The organism is Erythrobacter cryptus DSM 12079, assembly GCF_000422985.1.
Taxonomy (GTDB): domain Bacteria; phylum Pseudomonadota; class Alphaproteobacteria; order Sphingomonadales; family Sphingomonadaceae; genus Erythrobacter; species Erythrobacter cryptus.
This window is the reverse complement of the sequence record NZ_AUHC01000014.1, coordinates 1-13,908: the sequence shown is the minus strand read 5'-3', so window position 1 is coordinate 13,908 and position 13,908 is coordinate 1. Positions and strand designations below refer to the sequence as shown.

Genomic DNA, 13,908 nt, shown 5'->3' with positions numbered 1-13,908 from the left:
CTGGTGATGGTAAATCCTCCACTCTGGCAGCGCTCTTGCGTGAAACCCGCAGGCGCTTGGCGCACTCTTGCGGCATGTCACGCAAAGTCGCTCTCCAATTCATCGACTCGTGCAGCCGGCAGCGGGCGGAACTGGCCCGGATCGGCTTTTCCCTCGGCCACCATTGCGAGGTCTATGGCGATCTTTCCGAGCTGGCGGTGCATCCGCCGCGCGAAGGGATCATCATCGCCCGTGACACCGCGGAGGAAGGCGGGGTGGACATGATCCTCGAAAGGCTCAGCCGCCTCGGCATCTGGCTGCCGGTGATCGCGGTCGATGTCCAGCCGCGCCCGGCCCGCATCGTCGCGGCGATCAAGGCCGGGGCGCTCGATTACCTTGCCCTGCCGCTCGATCCGGAGCGCCTCACCCGCTGCCTTGCGCGGATCGAGAAGGAGGCCGAGCAGGTGAGCGCCGCGCGCCGCCGGATGATCGAGGCGCGTGATCGCATCTCCACCCTCTCGGCGCGTGAGCGCGAGGTGCTCGACTGGCTGGCCGAGGGCAGCAGCAACAAGGCGATCGCGCGCGAGATGGAGATCAGCCCGCGCACGGTCGAGATCCACCGCGCCAACATGATGAACAAGCTGGGCGCGCGCCACGCGGCCGAGGCGGTGCGGCTGCGGCTCGAGGCCCGGCTCGAACCGCGCAGCCGCGGCTGAGCAGCGCCAGCGCTGCGTCCCGAGATCGCCAGCGCGGCGCCCGCGCGGGAGTGCCGGGCCTTGCGCGATGCGGTGGATGACACAGGCTTGATCCTCCTGGGGCGGCTCCGGTGCGTTTCCCCCTTGGCGCCGGAGCCACTGCCCATCCTGGGGCACGGCGAGGCCGCGCTTGTGCAGCGCCTTGTGGTTGTTGGTCGGCATCGCCGGGCGCCGGCCAGCCGGCCAGGGGTGCGCCTCTCAGGGGCTGCCATTCAGGCGTGCGCCGGTCAGGGGCGGCAATTCGCAGGGTCAGGCAAGGGCATCCCACGGCCTCGGTAGCGCGCGGCGGGCTCTTGCTGGTGCCTCTGTGCTGGCGCATTGGTGCCTGATTGGTGCGCAGGCGCTGGCGGTCTTGCCCGATGGGGCTGTGCCTGCTCGCGTGGCGGCCTTGTGCGCTCAGCGGCAGAAGGTCGCCCCGCCGCTGCCTTCGAGATGGAAGTGATCGGCATGGGCGGCGTTGTATTCGGGGCCGAGCACGGTGCCGAAGCGCTTGCACGCGCTCTTGTGCACCACCCGCAGGAACTCGCGCGTGGCCGCATCGCCGCCGTGCCAGTCGCGCTTGAGCACGATCCGCCGGCCATCGGCGAGCACGAAGCCCGAAACGTCGATCGCCTCGGCCCGGGCATGGGCCGAGCGCCGCTCGGTGCCGGCGACGTTGCGGCAGGCATAGGAGCCCATGGTCTCGATCCGCGCAACCGGGCTGCCGAGCAGCTGGCGCGCGGCGCGATCAACCCCGAAGCGCGCCCAATCGCCAAAGGCCTTGGCGGTGGCGCAGCGCACCGGGCCGAGATTGCTGACGCTGAGCGGCGCGCGGTCGCCCGCAAGCGCCATCAGTTGCACCGTGCCGAGCTTGTTGCAGCCCGGCGCGGCATAGGTGTCGGGCAAGGGATCAAAGCGCGCGCCGCTGGCGCCGAGATCGGCAAGGCAGCGGACATCCTCGGCGCGCGGGGCATAGCTCTGCGGGGCCGAGGCGATCGGGGTGGCCGGGCGGGCCGGGGCGCGGGCGGCCTGGCTCGGCGTGCCGGGGGCAGCGCCGCTGCCCGCCTGCGGGATCAGCGAGCCGCAGCCGGCAAGGCCGAGCCCGGCGGCAAAGAGCAGCCCTGCGCGCATGAGAAGGCGTGTGTCCATACCTCGGGACAATGCCTGAGGCTTGGTTAACCTCGCGGCAAAAGTTTGGGTTAACAAAACCCTGCACGGTTACCGCGGATGGTTAGCGGGGCTGGCGCTGGCGTGCTGGCCTTGGCGCTGGCGCCCGGCCGCTTCAGGCCCGGCGCGCGGTGAGGCGGCTGACGATCACGATCGCCAGCAGCGCAGCGGCAAAGCCGGGCACGATTTCGTAAAGCCCGGGGCCGCCCGCAAGGCTGCGGTTCCAGCCGAGCGCGATCCAGCCCGCCACCACGCCCGCCCCGCTCACCAGCCCGGCGAGCGCGCCCGCCCCGGTCATGCGCGGCCAGGTAAGGCTGAGCACGATCAGCGGGCCGAAGGCAGCGCCGAACCCGGCCCAGGCATTGGCAACAAGGCCCAGCACCTCGCTCGCCGGATCGGCGGCGATTGCCACCGCTGCCGCCGCCACCAGCGCCACGCACAGCCGCCCGATTTGCACCGCCTCGGCCTCGCTCGCCCCGCGGCGCAGGAACAGGCGGTAGAAATCCTCGGTGAGCGAGGAGGAGGAGACCAGCAGCTGCGAGGAGATCGTGCTCATGATCGCCGCCAGCAGCGCGGCATAGAGAAAGCCGGTCACCGCCGGGTGGAACAGCGCCTCGGCGAGCAGGATGAAGATCGTCTCCGGATCAGGCACGGCGAGGCCGCGCGCCTCGGCATAGGCGCGCCCGGCCAGGCCCACCCCGATCGCTCCGGCAAGCGAGACCACCATCCAGCCCATCGCGATCCACCCGGCGCGCGGCACATGCGCCACCCGGTCGATCGCCATGAAGCGCACGATGATATGCGGCTGGCCGAAATAGCCGAGGCCCCAGGTCACCGCGCTGATGAGCCCCAAGGTGGTAAGGCCATGGGTGAGGCTGAGAAATCCCTCCTGCGGCACCGCGCCAAGGCTTGCTCCGGTGCCAGGAGCCATCAGCACGGTGAGCGGCATCACCACCAGCGCCGCCATCATGATCAGCCCCTGGACGAAATCGGTGAGGCTCACCGCCAGGAACCCGCCCACCATGGTATAGGCAAGCACGATCCCCGCGGTGAGGACCACGCCCAGCATGTAATCGGACAAGCCCAGCCCCGGCAGCGCCCCGGCAAAGGCGGTGGCGAACAGCTTGCCCCCGCCCACCAGCCCGGCGGCGGTATAGACGGTGAAGAAGGCCACGATGATCACTGCGGCCACGAGCCTCAGCAGCGTGCCCTGTTCGGGGAAGCGGTTGGCGAGAAACTGCGGGATGGTGAGCGCATTGCCGAGCCGCTCGCTCGCCTCGCGCAGCCGCGGGGCGACGATGATCCAGTTGGCCGCGGCGCCGATGGCAAGGCCGATGGCGATCCAGGCCTCGACCAGCCCGCTCACAAACAGCGCGCCGGGCAGCCCCAGCAGCAGCCAACCCGACATGTCGGACGCCCCGGCAGAAAGCGCCGCCACCGCCGGCGGCAGCCGCCGCCCGGCAAGGAGATATCCCGCGCTGTCGCCGCTCGATCGGCGCCAGGCATAAAGCCCGATGGCGAGCATGAGGGCGAAGTAGAGCGCGAGGGTGATGAGGGTATAAGGGCTCATGTGCGCGAGGGGTATCAAGCGGCAAGGCGCTTGGCCATCGCGCCAGCGCGATTATCCCGCATCGCTGCCCTTATCTTGGCTTCCCGCGATGATTTGGCGCACCGCCGCCAGATCGCGCGCGAAGCCCGGATGATCGGGCCAGCGTGCGCAGAGCGCCGCCATGACGCGCTCGGCCTCATGCAGAGAGACAAGCGCGCGCGCCCGATCCCCTTCGGCCAAGGCCAGTCCGCCCAGCTTGCCGTGCGACACATAGAGATCGCGCTGCCAGCCGGCATTGCCGGGTTCGCGCTCGGCAAGGGCTTCGCGGATGGCGAGGCCGGCGGCGAAGCGTTCGCGCACGGCTACCAGCCCGCCACCGAGCCACACTGCCGTCGCGCCTGCAGTGCGAGCGATCCAGCCAGGCCATGATTTGCCGCCGAGAATCATGTTACCCGCCCCCCTCCGGGGAGCATGATTAACCGGCAAGATCACGCATACAAGCCGCGCTGCGCAGGCACGACTGCGGCCTTACATGCAAGCGGGAAGGGCCCCCCTCATTCCTCGCGCTTGCGCCGCGCCTTCTTGCGCTCGTGCGGGTCGAGGATCGCCTTCCTCAACCGGATCGAGAGCGGGGTGACCTCGACCATCTCGTCATCGGCGATATAGGCGATCGCCTGCTCGAGGCTCATCCGCCGCGGCGGGGTGAGGCGGATCGCATCATCCTTGCCTGCCGAGCGGATGTTGGTGAGCTGCTTGGCCTTCAGCGGATTGACTTCGAGGTCCTCGGGCTTGGCGTTCTCGCCGATGATCATGCCCTGGTAAACCTTGGTCTGCGGCGCGATGAACAGCGTGCCGCGCTCCTCCAGCGCGCCCAGCGCATAGGCCACCGCCTCGCCATCGCCGTTGGAGATCAGGACGCCATTGATCCGCCCCTCGATCGGGCCCTTGTAGGGGCCATATTTCTCGAACAGCCGGTTCATGATCCCGGTGCCGCGGGTGTCGGAGAGGAACTCGCCGTGATAGCCGATCAGCCCGCGGCTGGGGGCGGAAAAGGTGATGCGGGTCTTGCCCTGGCCCGAGGGGCGCATCTCGATGAGATCGGCCTTGCGCCGCTGCATCTTGTCCACCACCGTGCCGGCGTATTCATCGTCAACGTCGATCACCACGGTCTCATAGGGCTCGAGCCGCTGCCCGCCTTCCTCGCGCAGCAGCACCCGCGGGCGGCTGATGCCCAGTTCAAAGCCCTCGCGCCGCATCGTCTCGATCAGCACGCCCAGTTGCAATTCGCCCCGCCCGGCCACCTCGAAACTGTCCTTGTCGGCGCTTTCGGTGACGCGGATGGCGACATTGGCCTCGGCCTCGCGCAGCAGGCGGTCGCGGATCATGCGGCTGGTCACCTTGCTGCCCTCGCGCCCGGCGAGGGGGGAATCGTTCACCGAAAAGCGCATCGCCAGCGTCGGCGGGTCGATCGGCTGGGCGGCGATCGGGGTGGTGACCGCCGGGTCGCAGATGGTGTGGGCGACGGTCGCCTTCTCCAGCCCGGCGATGGCGATGATGTCGCCGGCCCGGGCGCTTTCGACCGGCACGCGTTCAAGCCCGCGGAAGCTCAACAGCTTGGTTGCACGGCCCGTTTCGATCACCCGGCCTTCGCCATCGAGCGCGTGGATCGGATCGTTGACGCGGATGGTGCCGGCCTGCACCCGCCCGGTGAGCACCCGGCCCATGAAGTTGTCACGATCGAGCAGCGTGGCAAGGAAGGCAAAGCGCGCCTCGGGATCGAGCCCCGGGGGCGGCACATGGGCGATGATCCGGGAAAACAGCGGGGCGAGCGTGCCGCTGCGCGCCGCGGGATCCTCGCTCGCATAGCCCTCGCGCCCGCTCGCATAGAGCACGGGAAAATCGAGCTGTTCGTCATTGGCATCGAGGGCGACGAAGAGGTCGAACACCTCGTCGAGCACCTCCTGCGGGCGGGCATCGGGCCGGTCGATCTTGTTGACCACCACGATGGGCTTGAGGCCCAGCGCCAGCGCCTTGCCGGTGACGAACTTGGTCTGCGGCATCGGGCCTTCGGCGCTGTCGACCAGCAGGATCACCCCATCGACCATGGTGAGGATGCGCTCAACCTCGGCGCCGAAATCGGCATGGCCGGGGGTATCGACGATGTTGATGCGGGTGGTGGTGCCAGCCTCCTCCCACTCCACGCTGGTGCACTTGGCAAGGATGGTGATGCCGCGCTCCTTTTCGAGATCGCCCGAATCCATCGCCCGCTCCTCGACCCGCTGGTTGTCGCGGAAGGTGCCCGATTGGCGGAACAGCTGATCGACCAGCGTGGTCTTGCCGTGGTCAACATGGGCGATGATGGCGATATTGCGCAGGGCAGCGAGCGTGGCGGCAGGCATGGGGGAAGGGTTCCGGTAAAGGGACGCAGGCGGGGTGAGGGCGACAAGCAGGCTTGTGGTTGGCGGCGCCGCGGCGGGCGCCCGGGGCGGCGGGGCAGGTTCGGGCATGGCACGGGCGCCGTGACGCTACGGCACCGCGGACAGCCCAGCAGGCGTGCTGCGCTGCACCATGGGCGCGGCGCCTAGCAGGGGCCGGGGCGCAGGGCAAGCGCCCGCCTGCAGGCCCGCGCGTGACGCGGATGCGACACTGTAACATTGGCGCAACAGTGCTTGGAAAGCCCCAGCAAAAACGTGGGCTCGCGGCTTGTGGGGGCGCCGACACTGGCCTATCACCTCGGCGCAGAGACCCCGGAGAGAGCCGGATGGGACGTTCAAGGCCGCGCGATCGCGCAGCCAGGCGCCGGGGTCACGGGATGAAAAGAGAGGAGTTTCAATGAAATCGACCATCACCGGCGCTGCCGGCGCGTTCCGATTCACCCTGCTGGCCGGTGCGGCCGGGCTGGCGCTCGCCGCCCCGGGCGTGGCGCTGGCGCAGGACCAGGCCGACGCGGTCGAGGCGCCCGAGCCTGACAATGTCATCATCGTCACCGCCTCGAAGCGCGAACAGACCCTGCAGGAGACCCCGATCGCGGTGTCGGTCACCAGCGGCGAGGTGCTCGAACAGGCGCAGATCCGCGACGTGCTCGATCTTCAGACCGTGGTGCCCTCGCTGCGGGTGAGCCAGCTGCAGACCTCCTCGGCCACCACCTTCATCATCCGCGGCTTCGGCAATGGCGACAACAATTTCGGCATCGAGCCTTCGGTCGGCGTGTTCATCGACGGCGTGTTCCGCTCGCGCTCGGCCTCGGCCCTGTCCGACCTCAACATGGTCCAGCGCGTCGAGGTGCTCAACGGCCCGCAATCGACGCTGTTCGGCAAGAACGCCAGCGCCGGGGTGATCTCGGTCGTTACCAAGGAGCCGCAATACAACTGGGGCGGCATGGTCGAGGCGGTCTATGGCAATTTCAACCAGTTCTTCCTGCGCGGCGAGATCACCGGGCCGCTGGCCGAGAATGTCGCCTTCTCGCTCGACGGCACCTATCAGCGCCGCGACGGGATCGGCCGGATCGTCAACCTCGACGAGGAAATCAACGATCGCAACCGCTGGTCGGCGCGCGGCCAGCTGCTGATCGAGCCGACGGCCGACGTCAAGATCCGCATCATCGCCGATTACAACAAGATCGACGAGATCTGCTGCCAGACCAGCAACCTCGTGGTCGGCCCGCTGACCCAGCTGGCCATCGGCGGGGTGGGCGGCCAGTTCCCGACCGACTTTTTCAGCGACGACAATTTCCTCAATGTCGTGCCGGTCAACAAGAACGAAAACTACGGCATTTCCGGGCAGGTTGACTGGTCCTTCGGCAATCTCAAGCTGACCTCGATCACCGCCTATCGCGAGCTGCGCAACTCCTTCATCCAGGACGTTGACTTCACCAGCGCCGACATCATCGCCGAAGGACGCGACCAGAGCGTCAACACCTTCACCCAGGAGCTGCGGCTGACCTCGGATTTCGACGGGCCGATCAATTTCCTGCTCGGCGCTTACTATTTCGACGAGCAGATCGGGCAGGACAGCTTCCTCACCGTCGGCGAGGATTTCCGCAATTTCGCTGCGATCCAGGCCGCGCCCGCGGCGCTGCTGCCGCCCAACCCCACCCCGGCCCAGCGGATCGCGGTGGGCAACGCGGTGCTCGCCAATGCCGAGGCCACGCTCGGCCTGCCGATCGGCAGCATCTTCGGCGGCGACTTCCTCACGCGCGAGCGCTTTGCCGTCGACAACCAGTCGTGGTCTGTCTTCGGCACGGTTGATTTCGAGCCGATCGATGGCCTCGTCTTTACCGCCGGGTTCAACTACACCGACGACAAGAAGGACTTCGCGATCGATTTTGCCGCGCTCGATCCGCTGGCCAATATCAACCTCGTCGATGCCTTCATCACCCTTGCCACCGGCGGGGCGGTGAACAGCCGGGCGGCCTTCCAGGCGCTGCCCGCGGCCAACCAGCAGGCGCTGCTTGCCGCGGCCACCAACCCGGCGGTCAACCAGCTTTTGGGCCTCTCGGCGCTGCAGTTCCAGACCCCGTTCCCGGCGGTGCCCAATGCGGTGGAGCCGGGCCGCACCCGCGATGACGAGTTCACCTACCTGCTGCGGGTGGCCTATGAGATCTCGCCCGAGGTCAACATCTATGCAAGCTATGCCACCGGCTTCAAGGCCAGCTCGATCAACCTCTCGCGCGACAGCCGCCCGCTGTTTGGCGACTACATCCCCGGCCCCGGGCGTTCGACCTTCGCCGCGCCGGCCTCGCCGATCCTCAACGCCGGGCTGGCCACGCCCAACCTTTCCACCGGCACCCGCTTTGCCGGGCCGGAAGAGGCGGAGGTCTATGAAATCGGCATGAAGGCGCAGTGGCCGGGCTTCGGCTTCAACCTCGCGCTGTTCGACCAGTCGATCAAGGGCTTCCAGAGCTTTGCCTTCACCGGCCTTGGCTTTGCCCTGGAGAACGCCGGGCAGCAGTCGGTCAAGGGCTTCGAGTTCGATGCCACGATCCAGCCGATCGACCAGCTGGTGTTCACCTTTGCCACCACCTATCTCGATGCGGTGTTCGACAGCTTCCCGGGCAGCGTGCTCGGCGACCTATCGGGCCAGAAGGTCGGCGGCATCCCCGAATGGAGCATCGCCACCTCGGCGACCTACACCCACGAGTTCGGCTCGAGCGGCAATCGCCTCATCACCCGGGTGGATTATAACCACGAGAGCAGCACGCCGATCAACAACGGCCTGCCGACCTTCAACCGGCAGCTGGGCAACACCCGGATCTTCACCCGCGAGGTCAACCTCGTCAACGCCTCGATGACCCTGGCGCTCAGCAACGGGCTGGAGATCGGGGCCTTCGCGCGCAACCTGCTCGATGATCGCTATGTGCTCACCGTGTTCGACGGCGTGGCGCAGGCGGGCACGGTGTCGGGCTATCCCAGCCAGCCGCGCACCTGGGGCGGGGTGGTGCGTTACCGCTTCTGAAAAAGCCGCGCGCGGCTGCTGCGCGCGCAACGATCCAAGGGGCCTCGCGCAAAGCCTTGCGCGGGGCCTCTTTTTTGTTGAGGCGCAGGCGCAGATGTGGTCTGCTGCGTTTTCGGGATCCTTTGCCAAGGGGGGTGGCGATGCAGTGGATGATCATGCCGTTCCGGCGCTATGCCGATTTTCAGGGCCGTTCGCGGCGGATGGAATTCTGGATGTTCCAGCTGTTGAACCTCATCGTCGGCCTTGTGCTGGCCGGGCCGGTGGCATTTTCACTAGTGTCCGCCGGGCTGACTGATCCGAGCATGATAGAAAGCGCGCCCCTGTCGGGGATCGGCACATTCGGCATGTTCGGTATCGGGCTTTATGCGCTCTATGCGCTGGCGGCCTTCATCCCCAGCATCGCGGTGACGGTGCGTCGGCTGCATGACCGCGATCTTTCGGGCTGGTGGTATCTGGGCGCGATTGTCGCGGGGCTTATCCCCATTGTCGGCTTGCTCGCCAGCGTGGCGCTGTTCGTGGTGCTGCTGCTGCCGGGCACCAGGGGGCCGAACCGCTTTGGCCCCGATCCCAAGGATCCCTTCGAGAGCGAAGTCTTCGCCTGAGCCGCGGCGAAGGGTGGGCCGCGCCGCGCCCCGGGGCGCCTAAAGCTCCCGGAGCGCGCGCGCAGGCCTCACCCGCAGCAGCGGCAGCGATCCGGCAAGGGCAAAGGCCAGCACCAGCGCCACCCCGGCGCCGAGCACGCTCACGACCATGCCCCAATCGGGCAGCCAGTCGAAGCTGAACACCCGGGTGATCACCACCCAGGCAAGCAGGCTCCCCAGCCCCAGCGCGACGAGGCCGAGCAGCGCGGCGAGGAGGCCGAACTCGGCAAGTTGCATCAGCAGGATCTGCCGCCGGCTTGCGCCGAGCACCCGCAGCATCACCGTGTCATAGGTGCGCGCCGCGCGCGCCGCGGCGATCGCGCCCATCAGCACGGCAAGCCCTGCCAGCACCGTCACCCCGGCCGCAGCAAGCGTGGCAAGGCTCACCTGTTCGAGCAGCCGGCGCGCTTCGGTCAGCAGCCCGCCGACCTCGATCACCGAGCTTGAGGGAAAGGCGCGCACCAGCCCCCTCAGCAGCCGCCCGCGCGCGGCCGCATCGGCATCGGCGGGCAGATCGATGCTGGCGACCAGATTGTGCGGCGCATCGGCAATCGCATTGCGGCTGAACACCAGCACGAAATTGAAGCCCATGCTCTCCCAGTCGATCTCGCGCAGCGAGGCCACCCGGGCGCGCCGCTCGACCCCGAGGATGCCGACCGTCAGATAATCGCCGACCTTGAGCCCCACCGCCTTGGCAAATTCGGCATCGACCGAAACCAGCGGCTCGCCCGCGTGGAAGGGGCTCCACCACTGGCCGGCAACCAGGCGGTTGCCGGGCGGGATGGTGTCGGCATAGGTGAGCGCCCGCTCGCCGCGCAGCGCCCAGGCGCCCTCGGGGATCTCCGCAAGATCGGCCACGCGGGTCATCCGGTCCCTCGGGCCATAGGCGAGCACCGCGCCGCGCAGCGTCGGCACGGTGCGGATCGCGGCCTTGGGAAACTCCCGCTCGACCAGCGCAAAGAAGCGCGGTTCGTCCTTCTGCGGCACGTCGAGCACGAAATATTCGGGCGCTTCGCGCGGCACGCGGCGGGCGATATTGCCCTCGATCGCGCTTTGCACCGCGGCAAGGAGCACGAAGGCGGCAAGGCCAAAGCCGAGTGCGGTGACGAGCGCTGCCGTGGGCGCGCCGGGGCGGTGGAGATTGGCGATGGCGCTGCGCAGCAGCGGGTTGGCCGGGCGTGGCAGGCGCCGGGCGAGCGCGGCGATGGCCCAGCCAATCGCAGCGAGCAGCGCCAGCGCCGCCCCGGCGCCGGCGAGGAACCCCCCGGCAAGGCGTGGCTGCGCGGTGGTGGCAAGCGCCAGCGCGCCGATCGCGGCCAGGCCAAGCGCGGTGGCGCCGAGCGCGCGCGCGTCGCGCGCCAGCGGCACCACGCCCGCGCGCATCAGCGCCATTGCCGGAAAGGTGCGCGCGCGCAGCAGGGGCGCAGCGGCAAAGGCAAAGGCCACCAAGAGGCCATAGCCCGCCGCCAGCGCCAGCGCGCCGGGGGCAAGGATCACCCCTTGCGCCACCGGGAGCAGGCCATCGAGCGCGCGGGCGAGGAGCGGGGTCACCGCCACCCCGGCGGCGAGGCCGGCGAGCGTGCCCGCCAGCGCCGCCACGGCGATCTCGAGCGCATAGATGCGCAAAATATCGCCCGAGGTGGCGCCGAGCACCTTCAAGGTGGCGATGCTGGCGCGGCGCTGATCGAGATAGGAGGAGACGCCCCCGGCGATCCCGATCCCGGCGATCACCAGCGCGGCCAGGCCCACGAGCGTCAGGAAATCGCTCATCTGCGCAACGAAGCGCGCCGCCCCGGGCGAGGCGCGCTCACGGGTGCGAAAATCGAACCCGGCAGTGGGAAACTGGCGCTTGAGCGCCTCTGCCGCAGCATCGGGCGCGCGGGCGGAATCGGCAAAGGCGATGCGGTGCTTGGACTGGTAGAGCGCGCCCGGCGCCAGCAGCCCGGCGGCGGCGGGAATATCGGCAGCGACGATCACCGTGGGGCCAAGCTGGAAGCCTTCGGAAAGGCGATCGGGCTCGTCCCGGATCACCCCGGCGGCGCGCAGGCGCAGGGTGCCCAGCGTGAAGCTCGCCCCGGGGCTAATGCCGAGCCGTTCGATCGCGCCCGGCGCCAGCCAGGCATCGCGGCCCCGCGGCGCGCCGACCCGGCGGCCATCGGCCAGCACCAGATGTCCGAACAGCGGCCAGTTTGCGTCCACGGCTTTGAGTTCGATCGGGGCGGCGGCCGTGGGCGTGCTCGCCATCGCCTGGAGGCGATAGCCGCTCGAGATCGTGCCGAGGCGCGCGAGCGCGGCGCGCTCTGGCGGGGCAAGATCGCGCTGCCACAACTCGACCTCGAGATCGCCGCCGAGCAATTCGCGGCCCGAACGGGCAAGCTCGCGCTCGATCGCGGTGGTGAGCGAGCCGATCGCGGCGAGTGCGGCAGTGCCGAGGAACAGGCAGACGAGCAGCAGCCTCAGGCCGCGAAAGCGCGGATTGAGATCGCGCCGGGCGATCCGCCAGGCCGTGGCAAGGCCAAGGCTCATGCCGCCGAGGCCGCCGCGGCGCGCGCCGCGCTGTCGGAGACGATGTGCCCATCGGCCATGGTCAGCACCCGCTCGCAGGCCGCGGCAAGGCTGGGATCGTGGGTGATGATGAGCAGCGTGGCCCCGGTCTCGGCCCGGCGCGCGAGCAGCAGATCGATGATCTCGCGCCCGGTGGCGGCATCGAGATTGCCGGTCGGCTCGTCGGCGAAGATCAGGCTGGGGCGCGGCGCGGTGGCCCGGGCGATCGCCACGCGCTGCTGCTCCCCCCCTGAAAGCTGGGCCGGATAGTGGCCGGTGCGGTGCCCAAGGCCCACCGCCTCAAGCTCGGCCAGCGCCCGCGCCACGGCATCGGGCATGCCGGCAAGTTCCATCGGGGTGGCGACATTTTCCGCCGCGGTCATGGTGGGCAGGAGGTGGAAGGCCTGGAGCACGATGCCGATCCGCCCGCGGCGCGCAGCGGCAAGCCCGTCCTCATCGAGGCTGGCAAAATCGGCCCCCGCCACCATCAGGCTGCCGCCGCTGGCGCGTTCAAGCCCCGAAAGCACCGCCATCAGCGAGCTCTTGCCCGAGCCTGAGGGGCCGAGCAGGGCGACGACCTCGCTCGCGGCAATATCAAGATCAATCCCGCGCAAGATCGGCACCGGGGCTGCCGGGGTGCCAAGGGTGAGGGTGAGGTTGCGGGCCGAAATGGCAAGAGGGGGGCTTGTCACGGGGGCGGGATGGCATAGGTGAGGGGGCAGAACAAGCTACAGCTGGGGATGGCTCGCGGATGCACAAGCGCTCTTGGTCGAATAAAGGCCCGGCCGCGGCGCTGGCGCTGGCGCTGGTGCTTGCGGCCTGTTCGGGGGCGGGCGGGGGCGAGAGCGGGGGCGCGGGCGGGGCCGAGCGCGGCACACCGGGCGCGCCTGCAGCCAGGGCCGATGGGGCGGAACCCGCGCCAATCCCGGTGATGGGGCCGGAGCGGCGCATCATCGCCTTTGGCGACAGCCTGTTTGCCGGCTATGGGCTCGATCCCTCGCAGAGCTATCCCGCGCGGCTCGAGGCGGCGCTGAGGGCCAAGGGCATCAATGCCCGCATCACCAATGCCGGGGTTTCGGGCGATACCACCGCGGCCGGGTTGCAGCGGCTTGCCTTCACCCTCGATGCTGAGGGCGCGAGGCCCGATCTGTTCATCCTCGAGTTGGGCGGCAATGATCTGCTGCGGGGCCTTTCGCCCGAGGAAACCCGCGCCAATCTGGCCAAGATGCTTGGCATCCTGGAAGAGCGCGGCATTCCGGTGCTGCTGATGGGTATGCGTGCGCCGCCCAACTATGGCCCGGAATATCAGGCGCGCTTCGATGCCATCTACCGCGATCTCGCGCGCGAATATGGCGCGGCGCTGATCCCCTTCTGGCTCGAGGCGATCTACCGCGAGCCGGAACTGTTCCAGGCCGATCGCATCCACCCCACGGCCGAGGGGATCGAGAAGCTGGTCGCCGCCACGATGGCGCCGGTCAGCGCGGCGCTGCCCCCGCCGGGCAAGGAGGGCTAGGCCGTAAACTCATAAACTGGCTTGCGTGGACGGCAAGTGATTGATTCAAGGTTCGGGAAAGGAGCCTTGGATATGCGCCGTCGTTTTGACCTGACAGATTTCGAGTGGTCGGTGATTGAGCCGTTGCTGCCGAACAAGAGCCGTGGCGTGCCTCGGGTGGATGATCGCCGGGTGATCAACGGGATATTGTGGCGGTTTCGCACCGGCAGCCCCTGGGCGGACATTCCCGAACGCTATGGGCCTTACACGACCTGTTACAACCGGTTCGTGCGCTGGCGCAAGGCGGGGGTATGGGATCGGCTTCTGGCGGCGGTTTCCCGGGCTTTC

General features: G+C 68.8%; 11 protein-coding genes. 5 read left to right on the top strand and 6 right to left on the bottom strand.

The genetic code is table 11. The features are described from left to right. Window positions 1–74 precede the first annotated feature (74 nt). A complete protein-coding gene (locus G524_RS0110015) occupies window positions 75–695 on the top strand; it encodes a response regulator transcription factor (RefSeq protein ID WP_027443595.1) in 621 nt (206 codons plus the stop codon). A 435-nt stretch (window positions 696–1,130) separates the two neighbouring features. On the opposite strand, the gene G524_RS0110010 is transcribed toward G524_RS0110015, so the two are convergent. The 4 genes from G524_RS0110010 to typA all read right to left on the bottom strand — a co-directional run bounded on the left by G524_RS0110010 (window position 1,131) and on the right by typA (window position 5,828). Then, entirely contained in the window at window positions 1,131–1,862 is a 732-nt protein-coding gene (locus G524_RS0110010; protein WP_051221113.1) for an extensin-like domain-containing protein, read from the bottom strand. Window positions 1,863–1,995: 133 nt separating this feature from the next. Next, a complete protein-coding gene (putP, locus tag G524_RS0110005) occupies window positions 1,996–3,450 on the bottom strand; it encodes a sodium/proline symporter PutP (RefSeq protein WP_027443593.1) in 1,455 nt (484 codons plus the stop codon). A 51-nt stretch (window positions 3,451–3,501) separates the two neighbouring features. Then, window positions 3,502–3,876 (bottom strand): hypothetical protein, encoded by a 375-nt coding sequence (locus tag G524_RS0110000; RefSeq protein WP_027443592.1) that lies wholly within the window; start codon window positions 3,874–3,876, stop codon window positions 3,502–3,504. A 107-nt stretch (window positions 3,877–3,983) separates the two neighbouring features. Then, window positions 3,984–5,828 (bottom strand): translational GTPase TypA, encoded by a 1,845-nt coding sequence (typA, locus tag G524_RS0109995; protein WP_027443591.1) that lies wholly within the window; start codon window positions 5,826–5,828, stop codon window positions 3,984–3,986. A 433-nt stretch (window positions 5,829–6,261) separates the two neighbouring features. Here typA and G524_RS0109990 point away from each other — a divergent pair, with 433 nt between their 5' ends. Together G524_RS0109990 and G524_RS0109985 are read left to right on the top strand one after the other, a co-directional pair. Continuing rightward, window positions 6,262–8,883, top strand: coding sequence for a TonB-dependent receptor (locus tag G524_RS0109990; RefSeq protein ID WP_027443590.1), 2,622 nt, complete (start codon window positions 6,262–6,264; stop codon window positions 8,881–8,883). 140 nt (window positions 8,884–9,023) lie between these two features. Then, on the top strand, window positions 9,024–9,485 hold the full coding sequence (locus tag G524_RS0109985) for a DUF805 domain-containing protein (protein ID WP_027443589.1): 462 nt from the start codon (window positions 9,024–9,026) through the stop codon (window positions 9,483–9,485). A gap of 39 nt (window positions 9,486–9,524) precedes the next feature. On the opposite strand, the gene G524_RS0109980 is transcribed toward G524_RS0109985, so the two are convergent. Next, window positions 9,525–12,050 (bottom strand): ABC transporter permease, encoded by a 2,526-nt coding sequence (locus tag G524_RS0109980; RefSeq protein WP_027443588.1) that lies wholly within the window; start codon window positions 12,048–12,050, stop codon window positions 9,525–9,527. Continuing rightward, window positions 12,047–12,760 (bottom strand): ABC transporter ATP-binding protein, encoded by a 714-nt coding sequence (locus G524_RS0109975; RefSeq protein ID WP_036857762.1) that lies wholly within the window; start codon window positions 12,758–12,760, stop codon window positions 12,047–12,049. Before G524_RS0109975 ends, G524_RS0109980 begins: the two co-directional genes overlap by 4 nt. Window positions 12,761–12,819: 59 nt before the next feature. On the opposite strand from G524_RS0109975, the gene G524_RS0109970 reads away from it, so the two are divergent. Both G524_RS0109970 and G524_RS16615 read left to right on the top strand, forming a co-directional pair. Next, window positions 12,820–13,581, top strand: coding sequence for an arylesterase (locus G524_RS0109970; RefSeq protein ID WP_084625137.1), 762 nt, complete (start codon window positions 12,820–12,822; stop codon window positions 13,579–13,581). Window positions 13,582–13,653: 72 nt separating this feature from the next. Next, on the top strand, window positions 13,654–13,908 hold a 255-nt coding region (locus G524_RS16615), incomplete at its 3' end, for an IS5 family transposase (RefSeq protein WP_156894066.1).

Bases quoted from the DNA above. Each gene is read 5' to 3' on its own strand.
- G524_RS0110010 (WP_051221113.1), bottom strand. From the start codon at position 1,862: ATGGACACACGCCTTCTCATGCGCGCAGGGCTGCTCTTTGCCGCCGGG.
- G524_RS0110000 (WP_027443592.1), bottom strand. From the start codon at position 3,876: ATGATTCTCGGCGGCAAATCATGGCCTGGCTGGATCGCTCGCACTGCA.
- G524_RS0109980 (WP_027443588.1), bottom strand. From the start codon at position 12,050: ATGAGCCTTGGCCTTGCCACGGCCTGGCGGATCGCCCGGCGCGATCTC.
- putP (WP_027443593.1), bottom strand. From the start codon at position 3,450: ATGAGCCCTTATACCCTCATCACCCTCGCGCTCTACTTCGCCCTCATG.
- G524_RS0109990 (WP_027443590.1), top strand. From the start codon at position 6,262: ATGAAATCGACCATCACCGGCGCTGCCGGCGCGTTCCGATTCACCCTG.
- typA (WP_027443591.1), bottom strand. From the start codon at position 5,828: ATGCCTGCCGCCACGCTCGCTGCCCTGCGCAATATCGCCATCATCGCC.
- G524_RS0109970 (WP_084625137.1), top strand. From the start codon at position 12,820: ATGCACAAGCGCTCTTGGTCGAATAAAGGCCCGGCCGCGGCGCTGGCG.
- G524_RS0110015 (WP_027443595.1), top strand. From the start codon at position 75: ATGTCACGCAAAGTCGCTCTCCAATTCATCGACTCGTGCAGCCGGCAG.
- G524_RS0109985 (WP_027443589.1), top strand. From the start codon at position 9,024: ATGCAGTGGATGATCATGCCGTTCCGGCGCTATGCCGATTTTCAGGGC.